The sequence below is a fragment of the Dysgonomonas mossii DSM 22836 genome, from assembly GCF_000213575.1.
Classification (GTDB): domain Bacteria; phylum Bacteroidota; class Bacteroidia; order Bacteroidales; family Dysgonomonadaceae; genus Dysgonomonas; species Dysgonomonas mossii.
Genome location: NZ_GL892009.1, coordinates 27,510 through 44,772 on the forward strand (window position 1 = coordinate 27,510; position 17,263 = coordinate 44,772).

Sequence of the window (17,263 nt, forward strand, 5' to 3'; positions counted from 1 at the left end):
TTTGTGAGTCTCAAAAATCTGTTGTAGTATGGATAATTTTAGCACTGTAAAAAATTTAATTGGGATGCAAAATTAATAAAATTATTGTTGTGTTGTATTTGCAACGTGTTTATAATATGGATATAATATATAAATTTTATCAATACCGAACATTTAATACCACATATCAAATCAATGTAAATATTACTCTCAAAAAGTGACAAAACGAACAAATAACAACATGCTATAAATAAACACATTACAGACAAAAGGTGACAAAAGTGACACTTTTATAAAGGTTTTATAGTGTCACTTTATATATACTCGAAAACCTCTATCATTAGACAATTTTCTACGAATATTGCAACATCAATTACAAGTGCTGAAGCCAATCTATTAAGAGGTATTTAATGACTAGTTTCCTAGTCAACTTAAAAAAAATGGGATAAAATTTGTTTTTAAAAAAAAGTTTATAACTTTGTGATCACTTTTATAGCGAAATAATGACAAATTGCTTTTTACATATCCTCAGTCTCATTGATATTCTCCTCGTCGGTCAGAATAAATGAGAAAGGTATGTATATTAAGTTAAGTATATAATAAGGAAATTAACATAGGCCTTTCTCATTCAATGGGAAAGGTTTTTTTTTAACTGTATGTATAATTGTTATGGGATTTGAATTAAGAAGTTCGACTAGTACACAAGGACGGCGTATGGCCGGGGCTAGAGCCCTATGGAGAGCCAATGGCATGAAAGAAGAACAAATGGGAAAACCTCTCATTGCTATCGTCAATTCATTTACTCAATTTGTCCCGGGACACGTACACCTTCATGATATAGGTCAGAAAGTAAAAGCAGAAATTGAAGCTTTGGGATGCTTTGCTGCCGAATTTAATACCATAGCTATAGACGATGGTATTGCCATGGGACACGATGGAATGTTATATTCTCTTCCATCACGAGACTTGATTGCAGATAGTGTAGAATATATGGTGAATGCTCACAAAGCAGATGCAATGGTATGTATCAGCAATTGTGACAAGATCACTCCCGGTATGCTGATGGCAGCAATGAGATTAAACATCCCAACTGTATTTGTATCCGGAGGACCAATGGAAGCAGGAGAGCTGGACAATAAACATCTCGACCTGATAGATGCGATGATAAAAGCTGCGGATGATACCGTTTCCGATAAAGAAGTAAACGCCATAGAACGCGCTGCATGTCCTACATGCGGATCTTGTTCGGGCATGTTTACAGCTAACTCGATGAACTGCCTGAACGAAGCCATAGGGCTTGCATTACCGGGCAATGGAACAATCGTTGCCACGCATGCAAACCGATCGAAATTATTCCAGGATGCTGCAAAACAGATTGTAAATAATGCTTATCGTTATTACAGAGACGGTGATGAATCGGTACTTCCCAGAAATATAGCTACCAAAACGGCTTTTCTGAATGCTATGACATTAGATATAGCAATGGGAGGTTCTACAAATACAATCCTTCACCTGTTAGCCATAGCACAAGAGGGCGAAGTAGACTTCACAATGGACGATATAGACAAACTGTCGCGCAAAACACCATGTTTGTGCAAAGTAGCTCCTAATACTCAAAAATATCATATACAAGATGTCAACCGTGCAGGAGGTATACTTGGTATTTTGAACGAATTGAATAAAGGTGGGTTGATTAATACTGCCGTTTCACGAATCGACGGACTTTCTCTTGCAGAAGCTATAGACAAATATGATATAACAAGAACTAATCCGGAAAAAGCCGCCGAGGATTTATATAAATCAGCACCCGGAAATAAGTTTAATCTTGTAATGGGGTCTCAAAACAGTAGCTACCCTACCCTCGATACCGACAGAGAAAACGGCTGTATCCGCAGTATGGAGCATGCATATACCAAAGACGGAGGATTGGCTATATTGAAAGGTAATATCGCATTGAATGGTTGCGTTGTAAAAACTGCGGGTGTAGATGAAAGTATATTCAAGTTTTCGGGAACAGCCAAAGTTTTTCACTCTCAGGATGCGGCATGTGAAGGAATACTAAAAGGAGACGTACAAGCCGGCGATGTTGTTGTCATCACATACGAAGGACCTAAAGGAGGACCGGGTATGCAAGAAATGCTCTACCCTACGTCATATATCAAATCTAAACATCTGGGTAAAGAATGCGCCCTTATTACAGACGGACGCTTCTCGGGCGGGACATCAGGTCTTTCTATTGGGCACGTTTCTCCCGAAGCTGCATCAGGTGGTGCGATTGGCTTAGTTAAAGATGGAGATATTATAGATATAGATATTCCTAACCGTTCTATCGATGTACGCATATCCGATGCAGAGCTGGAAGCACGCCGACAACAGGAATTAGCTAAAGGTAAAGATGCATTTAAGCCAAATCGTAGTCGTACGGTATCCAAAGCATTACGAGCCTATGCAAGCATGGTTAGTTCGGCCGATTTAGGTGGAATAAGAATCATTGAATAAAACAGCACAAAATAGAGACAAATATCATGGATGAAAATAAAATTACAGGAAGTGAAGCCCTTATTCAATCTTTGTTGAGTGAAGGTGTAGATACCATATTCGGGTATCCGGGCGGAGCCATAATGCCCGTATTTGACAGTTTATATCATTATAAAGATAAAATAAATCATATTCTTGTTCGTCACGAACAAGGTGCTACACATGCAGCACAAGGGTTTGCACGCACATCGGGTAAAGTTGGCGTTGCGCTGGTAACCTCGGGCCCTGGTGCAACCAATACTGTAACAGGAATTGCCGATGCAATGATAGATAGCACACCCATTGTTGTTATATCCGGGCAGGTTGCTTCTTCCTTACTTGGAAGCGACGCCTTTCAGGAAGCAGATGTAGTAGGTATTACACAGCCTGTGTGCAAATGGGCATATCAGATTCGCAGAGCCGAAGATATCCCATCGGCAGTAGCTCGGGCATTCTATATAGCATCAACAGGGAGACCAGGACCGGTAGTTCTGGATATAACCAAAGATGCACAGTTTGGGCAAATGGATAAATCAGAATACAAAAAAATAGACTTTATCCGTAGCTATCAGCCTAAACCGGAAGTAAAACTATCTGAAATAGAAGTAGCTGCTCAAATAATAAACAGTGCTAAAAAACCTCTAGCTCTTGTGGGACAGGGTGTTATTTTGGGCGGAGCAGAAAAAGAATTGCTTGCTTTTCTCGAAAAGGCTGGTATTCCTGCGGCATCTACTGTGTTGGGGCTATCTGCCATACCGTCCGATCATCCTTTACAGATTGGCATGCTAGGTATGCATGGCAACGTTGGACCTAATCAGAAAACAAACGAATGTGATGTACTTATTGGTATTGGTATGCGTTTCGACGACCGTGTAACGGGAGATCTTAAGACATACGCCAAACAGGCTAAAGTAATCCACTTTGATATCGATAAAGCTGAAATAAACAAGAATGTATCTGTCACAGCACGTGTACTCGGAGACGTAAAAGATACGCTACCAAAGGTGACAGAATTACTAATCCCAGCCACGCATAGCGATTGGCTTGGAGAGTTTAAAGCGTGTTACCAAAGAGAGTACGACGTTGTCATAGATAGCGAACTATATCCGACATCGGGACAGTTAAAAATGGGTGAAGTTATCAATAAAGTATCCGAAGCTACAAACAACGATGCTGTATTGGTTACGGATGTAGGTCAACATCAGATGATGGCTGTACGCTACTTCAAGTATAACCAAAGCCGTAGTGTGGTTACATCAGGAGGGCTCGGCACAATGGGCTTTGGGTTGCCTGCCGCCATCGGCGCAAAATACGGAACACCCGATCGTACAGTATGCCTTTTTGTTGGTGATGGAGGTATCCAAATGACCATACAGGAATTAGGTACGATAATGCAATATAATGTTGACGTTAAAATCATTATATTGAACAACCACTTCTTGGGAATGGTACGCCAGTGGCAAGAATTATTCTTTGATGAAAGATATTCTGAAACCAGGATGAATAACCCTGATTTTGTAAAAATAGCTGAAGCATACAATATTCCAGCAAAAAAGGTAGACGACCGCAATGAGCTGGATGGAGTAATAAAAGAAATGCTGGATCATAAAGGCGCCTATTTACTTGACGTACAAGTAGAGGTTAAAGGTATGGTTTACCCGATGGTTCCTGCCGGTACTTGCGTTACAAATATATTATTAGGGAACGAATAAGTTCATAATATTGATGAGATTCGTTAAATTTGAAACTGTCTAATATTACAGTTGTAAAAATAAATCTTATGCAAGATAAAACATTATATACGATAACTATATTTTCAGAGAATACCGTTGGTCTGTTGAGTCAGGTAACCAGTGTATTCGTTCGTCGTCAATTGAATATTGAGACTCTATCTGTTTCTGCTTCAGCCTTAGAAGGCATACATAAGTTTACCATCACAGTTTTTTGTGACGAAGATGTTGTAAAAAAGGTTGTACTTCAGATAGATAAGCGAGTAGATGTACTGAAAGCGTATTACAATACCGATGAAGAGCTTATTCATCAAGAAATAGCTCTCTATAAACTATCTACCCCCGATTTTCTTAAAATAGAATCGGTAGAAGAGCTTATCCGCAAACACAATGCGCATATTCTCGATATCAATGAAAACTGTGTTGTTTTGGAAAAAACCGGACACTATAAAGAGACTCAAGATCTATTTGAAGAACTGAGTAAAAGTATTGGGGTTCTTCAGTTTATACGTTCGGGGCGGATAGCAATTACAAAATCGAAAGTTGAGCGATTAAGCGACATGCTAGCGGAGTTAGATAAAAGGCATAAATCGCAAGACACAAATTAATATATCCATTCAAAACTATATTTAATGTTTTCTCCTATAGGAAGATACGAATTTACGATCGATGCATACTTAACCGATTTCAGAGGCAGAGCCACTTTGCCCATGATTGGAGGTTTTATGCTGCAAGCAGCAACGAAGCATGCCGATGAACGTGGGTTTGGATACTCGTCAATGACTTCTCAGCAACGAGTCTGGGTTTTGTCCCGAATGGCAATCGAGCTGTTCGAATATCCGAAAAACGACACTAGCATGATAATCAAGACGTGGATTGTTAGTGTAAACAGGTTGTTCACTGAGCGTCATTTTGCTTTCGAAGACTCTGACGGCAAAACAATAGGCTATGCGAGATCACTATGGGCTTCGATAGATCTTAAAACTCGCAAACCGACCAATCTGACAGAGCTGGATGGGTTGTCCGATTATATCTATACGGAAAAAGAATGTCCGATAGAAGGTTTGAGCAAAATATCAGCGATGAAGGATGAATATGAAAAAGCGGATGAGTTTATTGTAAAATATAGCGATGTGGATATCAATAAACACCTGAACAGTATGAAGTATATTGAACATTTTGTAGATGTGTTTGATATAGATATGTTCAAGGATAAAGAAATCACACGAATAGAAATAAATTATATATCCGAAGGGCGCTACGGCTCCAAGTTGGATATATTGAAAAGAGAAGAAGAAGATTCTAATTTTATTTTAGAAATGAAAGACGGAGAAACGAGTGTATGCTCGACCCGTATTATATGGAAACAATTTTGAACCTAAATATTTTATTTAATAAAAACAAATTATGGCAGAAATGAACTTTGGCGGGGTAGTAGAAAAAGTAGTTACCCGTGAAGAATTCCCTTTGGAAAAAGCAAGAGAAGTATTGAAAAATGAAACCATTGCTGTTATCGGTTATGGCGTACAAGGTCCGGGACAAGCATTAAACCTTAGAGATAATGGGTTTAACGTAATCGTAGGACAAAGAAAAGGTGGCAAAACATGGGAAAAAGCAATAGCAGACGGATGGGTTCCGGGCGAAACATTATTTGATATCGAAGAAGCTGCAGCCAAAGGTACTATCATACAATATTTATTGTCTGATGCTGCTCAGATAGAAGTGTGGCCACGTCTTAAACCTTACCTGACTGCCGGAAAAGCGCTTTACTTTTCTCATGGGTTTGGTATTACATATAAAGAACGTACAGGAATTATTCCTCCTGCCGACATCGATGTAATTCTTGTTGCTCCAAAAGGTTCAGGAACAAGTCTTCGTCGCATGTTCCTTGAAGGACGCGGTTTGAATTCAAGCTATGCTATCTTCCAAGATGCTACAGGTCGTGCATTCGAAAGAACTGTATCTCTGGGTATTGGCGTTGGTTCGGGATATTTGTTTGAAACAGATTTCAAACGTGAAGTATATTCTGACCTTACAGGAGAGCGTGGAACATTGATGGGTGCAATACAAGGTATCCTGCTTGCTCAATATGAAGTGCTACGTGAAAACGGTCACTCTCCATCTGAAGCATTTAACGAAACTGTAGAAGAGCTTACTCAATCTTTGATGCCACTGTTTGCTGAAAAAGGAATGGACTGGATGTATGCAAACTGTTCTACTACAGCACAACGTGGTGCACTAGATTGGATGGGGCCTTTCCATGATGCAACAAAACCTGTATTTGCGAAACTATATTCAGAAGTAGCAAACGGAAATGAAGCACAACGCTCTATTGATACCAACTCTAAATCTGACTATCGTGAGAAACTAGAGGAAGAATTAAAGGCTCTTCGTGAAAGCGAAATGTGGCGTACAGGTGCGGTAGTGAGAAAATTGAGACCAGAGAATAACTAATTATTGATTTTCAATATTATACGTATGAAGAGGCTGTTTTTATTCAGCCTCTTTTTATTTAGTAACTGATTATTAATCATCTAATGTTTTAAAATACTGAAGGTAGAAAAAGCTTTTTCAATACAGTCTTGGCAAAAGTAACTATTGTGAAAAAATAAAAAATCAGGATATAAAATGTTATTTATCAACATTTGAGAAAACAAGAGGAAATAAGAAGCCGTTAAAAAAGAGGTTAGTAATTGGATAATAATTAAATTTTAAGATTATGAATACCTCGGATTTTTTAAAAGACCCGCATTTGAGTAAAGAAACCAAAGAGTATCTGAAGGTTTTGAATTCCGGTGGAAAACCTGTTGAATCATTACCAGTATCCGATGCACGTAACGTATTGGCCGATACCCAAGCTGCAATAAAAGTAGATGTTAATGGTATTGAGGAAACAGAAAAAGTAATATTAGTCGATGAACGTGATATAAAACTATATATTGTACGGCCAGAGAAAGCTAAAGGAAAACTCCCTGTATTTATTTTTATACATGGTGGAGGCTGGGTTCTTGGAGATTATCAAACTCATAAACGCCTCGTTCGCGACTTAGTCATTGAGTCGGGGTATGCTTGTGTCTTTATTGAATATAGCCGTTCTCCCGAAGCCAAATATCCAATAGCATTGAATGAATGTTATGCCGCCACAAAGTGGGTTTCAGAACATGGCGATGAAATAAATATAGATGGAAAAAGGTTGGCTATTGTAGGAAATAGCGCAGGAGGAAATATGACTATCGGGACTTGCCTGAAGGCAAAAAGTAATAAAGGACCTGATATTAAATGTCAGATTCTATTGTGGCCATATTCAGACGCAGGTATAAATACAGAATCATTCAAAAAATATGGAGAAGAAAGATTCTTAACTAAATCTTTAATGATTTGGATGAGAGATAACTACTTATCAAACAAAGCCCAACACGATGATATTTATGTATCTCCTGTGCGTGCTACAATCAACCAGTTAAAAGGATTGCCTCCTACACTCATCGAAGTTGCCGAAAATGATATATTAAGGGATGCCGGAGAAGAATTAGGGCGCAAGCTTGATGAAGCCGGAGTTGATGTTACTACAGTAAGATTTAACGGAGTAATTCATGATTGGGGTCTATTGAATGGTTATGCAAATCTATCTTCGACCAGAAATATGATAATATTCACTGCAGCTATGCTTAAGAAATATTTAGAATAACCCTTATATAGTTAGTAAGAGAGTAAATAACTCTATATCATTTTTATTGTATAACAAAAACTTATTCTTATCTTTGCACCCGCTAATAAGAATTATGTATAATTAAAATTAACTAGAAAGAAATGGCTACAAAGATCCGTTTACAAAGACGAGGACGTAAAGGTTACCCTTTTTACCACATCGTCATTGCAGATAGCAGAGCTCCACGTGATGGAAAATTTATTGAAAAGGTTGGTTCTTACAATCCTAATACCAATCCTGCTACGATAACTATAAATTTCGACAGGGCTTTGTACTGGTTACAAGTTGGTGCTCAACCTACCGACACTACTCGTAACATCCTTTCTGAAGAAGGTGTTTTATTAAAGAAACACTTACTTGGTGGTGTTGCTAAAGGTGCATTTACTGAAGCTGATGCAGAAAAGAAATTTGAAGCATGGAAAGCTGAAAAAGAAAAAGGCACACAAGCAGCTATCAACAAGAACCAAACAAAAGCTCAGGCAGACGCAAAAGCGCGTTTAGACGCTGAAAAAGCGGCAAACAAAGCAAAAGCTGAAGCTGTAGCTCAGAAGAAAGCAGAAGAAAATGCAGCACAAGCAGAGGCAGCAGCTGAAGCAAGTGAGGAAGTAGTAGAAACACCTGCTGCTGAAACAGAAGCTCCTGCAGAAGAAAAAAGTGCTGAATAATTTGTTTTAAACAGCATAAAAAAGGCATCCGATCGGATGCCTTTTCTTTTTGGGGAGTATATTATTTCAATTCAACCTTATTTTATTTATTGCTTGCTTAATATAATAACCTGACTCGATCTTAAAACTGAGATTTATTGTATTTCGTTTCATCTCATTATATTGCTCTTTTGTAAGAGACAATAAGCGTGGTTTTATTTCTTGCAACGAATTTATCGAAAAACCAACCCCATGTTCTAAAACAAATGGAGCCATAGCAGCCTGATTCCAAATAATTACAGGCAAATGACAACGAATATATAATGATACCTTGTGCGGATTATTAAATTGCAGATAAGAACCAAAACTACCGGAACAAGTATCAATCGAATCACCATCCCAAACCAGTCCAAAATCGCCCGCAATAGTGCTGATCAAATCATCACTCTGAACAAAGCCTTTATAAACAAAGTTAGGATTCTTTAATTCCTGTTCTGTAGGTTCAAAACCTGTACCATAAAGATTGAAAATAAATGAATCTACATGCTTACCAAATTCATATAAGAATAAATTTTTGCGTCTACTAAGCCCTCCGGCATAATTAACAATATAATTTTGATCATCATCTGATCTAAATCTTGAAGTGTTCTTATATTTTGACAGATAATCCCAAATATCAAGAGTTACAATCTGTCCTTTGTAATTATTCTCTTCCAACCACTTCGCCATACTCTTATTTAAGGCTATAATGTAATCGGAATTATTTAGGAGTGCAATTTCTTTATCTACAGTAAGCTTCTGCCTTCTAAAAGTTCCTAAATCGTGAATAAGCGTAATGATTTTAGTACCTTTCAAATGAGCAATACCACAAATGAATGCATAATATTTTTTCATCGGATACTGAAGAAATAAAATACCTTTAGATGGCATTCGTATTACCGCTTTCAGTATCCCTGTAATATTTAAAACAAAATCAATGATTTTATTGTTACTTGCACTTTTTCTCCATCCTATATTTTTAAACCCGATACCTTGTAAAATTGACTCTACATCTGTTTTTGCTTTTCCTCCAGCACTCTCTATTGCTTTATAGTTCCTGGATATAAAAACTTTTTTCATAGATTTATGTTAATTCATTTTTACAAAGTTCATATAACTATCTAATCTTAAATTAGAAATATACCAACAATCAGATTATACTTGCAAAGCTCCTATAAGGTCTGTAATGGAATTTATATTATTCTTATCCAGATATTCTTTTATGCCATCTACAACCTTTACAGAAATTGTAGGGTCAATAAAGTTGTGTGTTCCTATCTGTATAGCAGAAGAGCCTGCAAGGATAAATTCAATGGCATCTTGCCACGATGATATTCCTCCCATACCTATCACGGGAATTTTTACAGCATTGTAAGTCTGCCAAACCATTCTAAGCGCAATAGGCTTCACACACGGACCGGATAATCCTCCCGTAACAGTAGATAGCACCGGACGTCTCTTATTTATATCTACAGCCATCCCTAGCAATGTATTGATCAGCGAAACAGCATCAGCACCTTCACCCTCTACAGCTTTTGCAATTTCTGTTATATCAGTCACATTAGGAGACAGCTTTACTATAAGGGTCTTATTCCATACTTCACGTACAGCTTTTGTTACATCAGCAGCCGAACAAGCAGAAGTACCGAATGCCATACCCCCTTCTTTTACATTTGGGCAGGAAATATTAAGCTCAATAGCCGGTATTTTTTCGAGGGCTACCAACTTTTGAGAACATTCCACATAGTCTTCGATCGTTGACCCTGAAACGTTCACAATGATGTTTGTATCAAAGTCTTTTATCTCGGGGTATATATTTGAAACAAAGTAATCTACGCCCTTATTTTGTAGTCCCACTGCATTAAGCATGCCTGATGGAGTTTCTGCCATACGGGGATAATCGTTCCCTTGTCTTTCGCGAATAGTAGTTCCTTTTACGAAAACACCACCAATTCGCCCCAAGTCCATAAAGTCAGAATATTCCTTTCCATACCCGAAAGTACCCGATGCTGTCATTACCGGGTTCTTTAAATGCAGGTTTCCTATATTTATTTTTAGTTTATCCATGTCAAATTTTCTATATTAAATACGGGCCCCTCTGTACATACACATACATTCCCTTCGCGCGTCTTCTCTACACAACACAAACATACTCCAAATCCGCATGCCATAAGGTTTTCGAGTGATACTTCACAATCTATTTTATTCATATTAGCATATTTGGCAACAGCCACCATCATAGGCTTAGGACCACAGGTATAAATTTGGGATATTTGAGTATTTTTTAATACAGAGTGATCTGTTACATACCCTTTTTCTCCGAAACTTCCATCTTCAGTGGTACAATACAGTTCACCATATTTTCTGAAATCATCCAATTGGAGTAAATCATTTTTTGATCTGGCCCCTAAGAGAAATTTAGGTTTAAAACCTGCTTCCTTGAGACGTGAGCCAAGGAATAACATAGGAGCAGTACCTACACCTCCGCCAATAAGAAGGAGTTCTTGCTCGGGATTAGAAGTAGGAACTGTAAATGTATTACCTAACGGCAATAGAAGGTTTACAATATCACCCTGTTTATACTCACACATTTTCTTAGTTCCATCACCTACAGCCTGAACAAGTAGCCATAATTCGTTTTTTTGCTTATCCACAAAGTTTACCGAAATAGGGCGTCTAAGGTAAGTCGAGGGAGATCCATCAACTCTCACTTCTACAAATTGCCCGGGATGCATTTCGGTTAAGGGAGCCTTATCTGTTGTGGTGAGCTTAATGAGGCTATAGTTTTGGTTTAGTTGCTCATTTTGAGTAACAACTAAATCCATCATTTTTTTCATTAACCTGTTATTTAGAGATAAATATTTCCTGAGTTATTTCGAGTACAAAGTTAATAAAGTTTGACTTTATAATAAAATTAGGAAAGACTTTAATTTATTCACAAGTTTTACTACCTTTATGTCAAACATATTACACCAATATAAACATATATTGTATGAAAACATTCCAAAAGAACACCATTATCGCTATTAGAATATCATTTTGAAATAAAAGGTTTATAATCTATTCTTCTTTTATTCATTGTGATTGTCCATATCCAGCATTTGTCTAACATACATCTAAACTTAAATAATTATGGAATTGCCTTTTGCCGAACCTTGGAAGATCAAAATGATCGAACCGATTCATAAAAGTACATTTGAAGAGCGTGAACAATGGCTGAAAAATGCCAAATACAATATGTTTAAGTTAAGATCGGAACAAGTGTATATAGACCTGATAACAGATTCAGGAACAGGTGCTATGAGCGACAGGCAATGGGCCGGCATGATGGTTGGAGACGAGAGCTATGCCGGAGCGTCTTCATATTACAAAATGAAAGATATGATAACGCATATTACAGGATTTGAATATGTTCTACCTACACATCAGGGACGTGCTGCTGAGAATGTTTTATTCTCTTGTCTAATCAAAGAAGGAGATGTATGTCCCGGTAATTCGCATTTTGATACAACAAAAGGTCATATAGAATCCAGAAAGGCCATTGCGTTAGATTGTACCATAGATGAAGCTAAAGACACTCAATTGGAAATCCCATTCAAAGGGAATGTTGATATTAAAAAACTTGAAGACGCTTTGAAAAAGTATGGAGATCGTACACCATTTATTATTATAACCATAACCAATAATACGGCAGGTGGACAGCCTGTATCTATGCAAAATTTGCAGGAAACCCGCATGATTGCTAATAAATACGCTAAAAAGGTAATATTTGACTCGGCCAGATTTGCAGAGAATGCATATTTTATCAAGAAACGAGAGAAAGGTTACGAAAACAAGACAATAAAAGAGATCTGCGATGAAATGTTCTCATATGCCGATGCTATGACTATGAGCGCCAAGAAAGATGCTATTGTAAATATGGGAGGATTCTTTGCTACAAACCTGAAAGAATGGTATGATGTAGCCAAAATAAAAGGTATTGCCTATGAGGGATATATCACCTATGGAGGTATGAGTGGACGAGATATGAACGCTTTGGCTATAGGTCTGGATGAAAATACAGAGTTTGAGAGTCTTGAAGGCAGAATAATGCAGGTTGAATACCTTGGTAAGAAGCTTGATGAATATAATATTCCATATCAACGTCCGGCAGGAGGACATGCAATCTTTGTAGATGCGTCGAAAGTATTACCAAACATACCTAAAGAACAATTTCCTGCACAAACATTAGCGGTAGAATTATATTTAGAAGCGGGTATCAGAAGTTGTGAAATAGGTTATCTATTAGCAGACCGAGACCCTGTAACCCGAAAAAACCGTTTCGATGGGCTCGATTTACTACGTTTAGCCATACCGAGGCGTGTTTATACCGATAATCACATGAATGTAATAGCAGTAGCTTTAAAGAATATATTCGATCGCAGGGAATCGATTACCAAAGGACTAACGATTACTTGGGAAGCTGATTTATTAAGACACTTTACAGTTGAACTTAAAAGGGTAAAATAGGAATATAATTATAGTATACAAGACAAATAAACCTCTCGGAATATAAGAATTCGAGAGGTTTTTTATTTTTTATAGGCAAATTTATCTTATACAAAAGTGTTCTTTGATATATTTTTGAATATATAAGAAGTTACATTAGTAATAAGTAGTAAAAGGGTCACCTTTGTTACTTTTTAAGGATAAATATATGTATACTAATTAATTATATTAAAAATACAATATAGAATAAATAGAAAAGTAGATCATTATAATGGCTTATCATCAGCATTAAATGTTTCAAAAGTATTATCCGAATAATATATAATTATTTTAGTTACTTTCCGCTCAGGTGCTTTTTGATATATAACAGATTGTTTTACAATGTCTTCTTCTACTTTTTGGGGTTTCTCAACTATTATTTCCTTGCGATATTCTGATTCAGACTTATCGGATGACTGAGATATTTCATTCTGAAAGAATAAATCGGGCTGGAGATTAGAATTTACCGGTATAGTCGTTGCAGCGAGATGTGATTTTTCTCTATTATCTGTTTTATACATTTTACCATTTCCGGTTAATAACCAATCCGAATCGATGTAATCCATTTTTGATAGTATACGAGATACAACATCCAAACTAGGATTATTACGTCCATTCAATATATGAGATATAACGGCACGCCCTAATTGCAACTTATCTGCAAAAGCTGATGGCGTTAAGTGCTCATTATCCATTATAAGCTTGATTCTATCCTTCATATTTTTGTATATTATCAAAACACAAATGTAAACTTAATATTTTACAAATGGAAAATGTTTTGATTTATATTTGTAAACTACATTTGGATACAATAATATACTTTTGTTATATAAACAGATGTATACAATTGAATATAGCATAAATAAACACTTTAGAATAAATATATAATAAACTAATTAATAAGTAAATAAATTAATAAAATACCTTATTTAGAGGCTGTATTATTGTATATAATGAATTATGGCTAATATATCTAAACTATTACTTTATTTTATTAATATAATAATCTGATATATATTATATTACATTAAAAAGGTTCAAGTATTTAGATATTTTACAATTGTTTATTCAATGATGTGTCGATAAGTTATATTCAAATGTATACGTTACTACATTTGATAATTTTTGTAATCATATGTAATAATATTAGCCTTTATAATCTATACAACATTTGTAAACACATGTGTAATTCACAAATGTTACAAGAAAGAAATACACAATGAAATACATCTTAATTAAAATGATACAATCATATCGCAGGAATAAATTAATTGAAGTATCTTTACGCTTATATAACAAAAATTTGTAATTCTATGAGGAAAATATCATTATTCGTGTTATTTTGTTTTCTCTGCGAGATTCACATATTTGCTTGCACAAATTTTTTAGTTGGCAAATATGCGTCTGTCGATGGGTCAACAATGATAACATATTCGGCAGATTCTTACGCTCTATTTGGAGAGTTGTATCATTGGCCTGCAAAAAAATACTCGCAAGGAGAAAAGCTAAAAGTATATGAATGGGACTCCGGAAAATATTTAGGGGAAATAGCACAAGCTAGCCAAACATATAATGTAGTTGGTAATATGAATGAGTATCAGGTAACAATAGGCGAAACAACTTTTGGAGGACGTGAAGAATTGGCTGATCCTGATGGTATCATCGACTACGGAAGTCTTATATATATCGCATTGCAACGCGCCAAGACAGCAAGAGAAGCTATTAAAATAATGACTGACCTTGTTGCTGAATATGGCTACTATAGCGGAGGAGAGTCATTCTCGATAGGTGATCCCAATGAAATATGGGTTTTAGAGATGATTGGCAAAGGTAAGGGAAACAAAGGAGCTGTTTGGGTAGCTGTACGTATACCTGACGATTGCATTTCGGCCCATGCAAACCAATCTCGTATACATCAATTCCCTCTAAAAGATCCCCAAAATTGCATTTACGCAAAAGATGTTATTTCTTTTGCCCGTGAGAAAGGTTATTATACTGGTAAAGATGAAGACTTTAGCTTTTCTAAGGCATATAATCCCCTAGATTTTGGAGGTCAGCGTTTTTGTGAAGCTCGAGTTTGGAGTTTCTTCAACAAATGCAATAAAGACATGGCAAAGTTTGTGACCTATGCACAAGGAAAAACTCAAGAACCAATGCCTCTTTATATCAAACCTGACAAGAAGTTATCTCTTGCTGATATACAAGGGATGATGAGAGACCACTATGAAGGAACGGAATTAGATTGGACTAACGATATCGGAGCCGGTCCTTTCAAATCTCCATACCGTTGGGCTCCACTGACTTGGAAAGTGGATTCTGTAGAATACTGTAACGAACGCCCTATTGCTACTCAACAATCAGGTTTTGTGTTCACATCTCAGATGCGTTCATGGCTACCAAATTCAATCGGTGGAGTATTATGGTTTGGAACAGATGATGCTTCTCAAACTGTGTTTACACCAATGTATTGTTCTGTAACAGAGGTACCTGAATGTTATCGTGAAGGTAATGGTGATTTGTATACATTCTCTTGGACATCAAGCTTTTGGATTCAGAATTGGGTGTCAAATATGGTATATAATAAATACGACTATATGCATCCTGATTTGAAAAAGGTTCAGGATGAATTAGAAGGAAAGTTCTTAACTGAACAAAATAGTACTGAAAAGGAGGCATTAGAATTATATAAGAAATCGCCGGAACAAGCAGTTCAATTCTTAACTAAATATAGTGAGACTCAAGCACAGTATGCCTTTGAAAGATGGAAAAAGCTAGGCGAGTTTTTAGTTATCAAATATATGGATGGTGTTGTCCGCAAAGAAAAAGACGGTGAGTTTATACGTAATGAACATGGAAAACCATCTTCGCCACAGCGAGTAGGATACCCTAAAGATTTCTATGAGCGGGTAGTGAAGGAAACCGGAGATAAATATAAAGTTCTTTATTAAATATTCAAGCCCCTCCTACAACGAGGGGCTATTTTATACATTCAGTACCTTATGTCCAAAGGATTTACATATAGTATTTTATTCCTTATAAGTATACTTATACTATTTGTTTTAAGTCTATTTCTAGGCTCTGTATCAATACCTGCGCAAGCTATCTTTCAAATATTGCAAGGAAATGAAGTTGATAAACAAGCTTGGACCTATATTATACTCGAATCTCGCTTACCTCAGGCCATCACGGCTCTATTTACAGGAGGAGCAATCGCTGTTTCGGGTTTGTTGCTGCAAACAGCATTTCGCAATCCTCTGGCTGATGCGGGAATATTAGGTATCAGTTCGGGAGCAAATATGGGAGTAGCGATAGTAATTCTTTTAATTGGAAATAGCTTCGGATCGGTAAATGGTTTTAATCTTTCTTATTCGATGACTATTGTTTTTGGTGCTTTTATAGGTGCAGCTATTATTTTAGCTATCATCATGGGGTTCGCATCTATTATCAAAAATAATGTTATGTTACTAATCATAGGTATAATGGTTGGCTATCTTACATCTTCTATTATATCTATTTTAAAATTTTGGAGTACTAGCGAAGATGCATATTCGTTTATGATATGGGGGATGGGAGATTTTTCGGGAGTATCAATGGAACAATTACCTTTTTACTGCATCGTTGTCTGTGTTAGCTTACTCCTTTCTATCCTACTAATCAAGCCTTTGAATGCTCTACTATTAGGAGAAAGATATGCCGCAAACTTAGGTGTAAATATAAAATTTATTCGCTTTCTCCTCCTACTCTGTGCAGGACTGATCACTGCAATAACTTGCGCTTTTTGTGGTCCTATAGCATTTATCGGATTAGCTGTTCCGCATATAGCCAGGTTAATTTTGGGAACATCAAACCATAAATCATTATTGCCTATTACCATACTAATTGGTTCGGCAATGGCTTTGCTTTGCAATTTGATATGCGTATTACCGGGGGCCAGTGGAGTACTACCATTAAATGCTATCACTCCTATTTTTGGAGCACCTGTAATAATATATGTAATTCTTAATCAGAAAAAAATACAATATTTTCATTAAGTTTACAAACTAATTCATTGAATATCAAATAGTTTACTTATGTAAACTAAATATTACTTACTTTTTTGAATACACTGTACTGATTAC

The 17,263-nt window shown here is 36.5% G+C and carries 14 protein-coding genes; 10 read left to right on the plus strand and 4 right to left on the minus strand.

The features are described 5' to 3' along the window. Positions 1 to 648: 648 nt before the first annotated feature. From ilvD to HMPREF9456_RS12905, 7 genes are all read left to right on the plus strand, one after another. Positions 649 to 2,478, plus strand: coding sequence for a dihydroxy-acid dehydratase (gene ilvD / locus HMPREF9456_RS12875; RefSeq protein WP_006843973.1), 1,830 nt, complete (start codon positions 649 to 651; stop codon positions 2,476 to 2,478). A 26-nt stretch (positions 2,479 to 2,504) separates the two neighbouring features. Continuing rightward, a complete protein-coding gene (gene ilvB, locus HMPREF9456_RS12880; protein WP_006843974.1) occupies positions 2,505 to 4,208 on the plus strand; it encodes a biosynthetic-type acetolactate synthase large subunit in 1,704 nt (567 codons plus the stop codon). Between the two features lie 68 nt (positions 4,209 to 4,276). Then, positions 4,277 to 4,834: an acetolactate synthase small subunit gene (gene ilvN / locus HMPREF9456_RS12885; protein ID WP_006843975.1), complete on the plus strand. Its 558-nt coding sequence runs from the start codon at positions 4,277 to 4,279 to the stop codon at positions 4,832 to 4,834. A 24-nt stretch (positions 4,835 to 4,858) separates the two neighbouring features. Beyond that, positions 4,859 to 5,602 carry an acyl-[acyl-carrier-protein] thioesterase gene (locus tag HMPREF9456_RS12890; protein ID WP_006843976.1) on the plus strand — a complete coding sequence of 248 codons (744 nt, stop codon included), beginning with the start codon at positions 4,859 to 4,861 and terminating at the stop codon, positions 5,600 to 5,602. 31 nt (positions 5,603 to 5,633) lie between these two features. After that, positions 5,634 to 6,680, plus strand: a complete 1,047-nt coding sequence (gene ilvC / locus HMPREF9456_RS12895; protein WP_006843977.1) for a ketol-acid reductoisomerase — start codon at positions 5,634 to 5,636, stop codon at positions 6,678 to 6,680. A 265-nt stretch (positions 6,681 to 6,945) separates the two neighbouring features. After that, complete coding sequence (locus HMPREF9456_RS12900) at positions 6,946 to 7,914, plus strand: alpha/beta hydrolase (protein WP_006843978.1); 969 nt, start codon at positions 6,946 to 6,948, stop codon at positions 7,912 to 7,914. A 122-nt stretch (positions 7,915 to 8,036) separates the two neighbouring features. Then, entirely contained in the window at positions 8,037 to 8,600 is a 564-nt protein-coding gene (locus HMPREF9456_RS12905) for a 30S ribosomal protein S16 (RefSeq protein WP_006843979.1), read from the plus strand. Between the two features lie 66 nt (positions 8,601 to 8,666). Here the strand turns inward: HMPREF9456_RS12905 and HMPREF9456_RS12910 are convergent, their stop codons facing one another. The 3 genes from HMPREF9456_RS12910 to HMPREF9456_RS12920 form a co-directional block, all read right to left on the minus strand. Next, positions 8,667 to 9,698, minus strand: coding sequence for a glycosyltransferase (locus tag HMPREF9456_RS12910; RefSeq protein ID WP_006843980.1), 1,032 nt, complete (start codon positions 9,696 to 9,698; stop codon positions 8,667 to 8,669). Between the two features lie 75 nt (positions 9,699 to 9,773). Then, complete coding sequence (locus tag HMPREF9456_RS12915; protein WP_006843981.1) at positions 9,774 to 10,685, minus strand: dihydroorotate dehydrogenase; 912 nt, start codon at positions 10,683 to 10,685, stop codon at positions 9,774 to 9,776. Next, on the minus strand, positions 10,673 to 11,455 hold the full coding sequence (locus tag HMPREF9456_RS12920) for a dihydroorotate dehydrogenase electron transfer subunit (protein ID WP_006843982.1): 783 nt from the start codon (positions 11,453 to 11,455) through the stop codon (positions 10,673 to 10,675). Before HMPREF9456_RS12920 ends, HMPREF9456_RS12915 begins: the two co-directional genes overlap by 13 nt. A 295-nt stretch (positions 11,456 to 11,750) precedes the next feature. Between HMPREF9456_RS12920 and HMPREF9456_RS12925 the strand changes: the two genes are divergently transcribed. Further along, complete coding sequence (locus HMPREF9456_RS12925) at positions 11,751 to 13,127, plus strand: tryptophanase TnaA (RefSeq protein ID WP_006843983.1); 1,377 nt, start codon at positions 11,751 to 11,753, stop codon at positions 13,125 to 13,127. Between the two features lie 245 nt (positions 13,128 to 13,372). On the opposite strand, the gene HMPREF9456_RS12930 is transcribed toward HMPREF9456_RS12925, so the two are convergent. Beyond that, the gene (locus tag HMPREF9456_RS12930) at positions 13,373 to 13,864 is read right to left on the minus strand and encodes a helix-turn-helix domain-containing protein (protein ID WP_006843984.1); all 492 of its coding nucleotides are present in this window, start codon (positions 13,862 to 13,864) and stop codon (positions 13,373 to 13,375) included. Between the two features lie 594 nt (positions 13,865 to 14,458). Here HMPREF9456_RS12930 and HMPREF9456_RS12935 point away from each other — a divergent pair. Next, positions 14,459 to 16,093, plus strand: a complete 1,635-nt coding sequence (locus tag HMPREF9456_RS12935; RefSeq protein WP_006843985.1) for a C69 family dipeptidase — start codon at positions 14,459 to 14,461, stop codon at positions 16,091 to 16,093. A 51-nt stretch (positions 16,094 to 16,144) separates the two neighbouring features. Then, on the plus strand, positions 16,145 to 17,176 hold the full coding sequence (locus HMPREF9456_RS12940) for an iron ABC transporter permease (RefSeq protein ID WP_006843986.1): 1,032 nt from the start codon (positions 16,145 to 16,147) through the stop codon (positions 17,174 to 17,176). Positions 17,177 to 17,263: the final 87 nt, after the last annotated feature.